We start from the raw sequence: 814 nt of genomic DNA, 5'->3' as shown, positions 1-814 counted from the left end.
GCGTTTGAGGTGGATCCCACTGCTGTTGCGTTGGTTGAGGGTGACCGGAGTGTCTCGTATGTGAATCTGGATAAGCGCTCGTCGCGGTTGGCGCGTTTGTTGATTTCGCGTGGGGTTGGGCCTGATTCGTTTGTGGTGGTGGCGGTGCCGCGGTCGGTGGAGTCTGTGGTGTCGGTGTGGGCGGTCGCGAAGTCTGGTGGGGCGTTTGTGCCGGTGGATCCTGCTGCTCCGCGGGAGCGTGTTGAGCACATTGTGCAAGATTCGGACGCGATGGTGGGTATCACTGTTGCGGAGTATGTGGATTCTCTGCCGAGCACTGTGACGTGGATTGTGCTTGATGATGAGTCGGTGAAGGCCGAGCTGAAGACGTTGGCGCCAGCTCCGGTGTCGTATTTGGACCGGTTGGGTGTGGTGCGTGCGGAGAACGCGGCGTACATGATTTTTACGTCGGGGTCGACGGGGCGGCCTAAGGGTGTGGTGGTGACGCATGCTGGTTTGGCGGCGTTGGCGGCGGAGCAGCAGGAGCGTTTTGGGCTTCGTCCGGGGTGTCGGGTGTTGCATTTTGCGTCCCCGATTTTTGATGCGTCGGTGTTGGAACTGTTGATGATGTTGCCGGTGGGGGCGACGATGGTGATCGCTCCGACTGGTGTTTATGGTGGCGCGGAGTTGGCGGAGTATTTGCGTGTGCATGAGGTGACGCATGCGTTTGTTACTCCGGCGGCGTTGGCGACGGTGGATCCTGCGGGGTTGGATTTGCTGGAGTGTGTGATTGTGGGTGGGGAGGCGTGTCCGCCGGAGCTGGTGGAGCAATGGG

At 60.6% G+C, this 814-nt stretch carries 1 protein-coding gene; it reads left to right on the top strand.

The features are described from left to right. Nucleotides 1-60 precede the first annotated feature (60 nt). A partial coding sequence (locus IEW73_RS16470; protein WP_229676089.1) for an AMP-binding protein occupies nucleotides 61-814 on the top strand: 754 nt, incomplete at its 3' end.

The organism is Hoyosella rhizosphaerae (assembly GCF_014643175.1).
Lineage (GTDB): Bacteria > Actinomycetota > Actinomycetes > Mycobacteriales > Mycobacteriaceae > Lolliginicoccus > Lolliginicoccus rhizosphaerae.
Note: the sequence above shows the minus strand (reverse complement) of the source record. Positions and strands in the feature narration are given on the sequence as shown.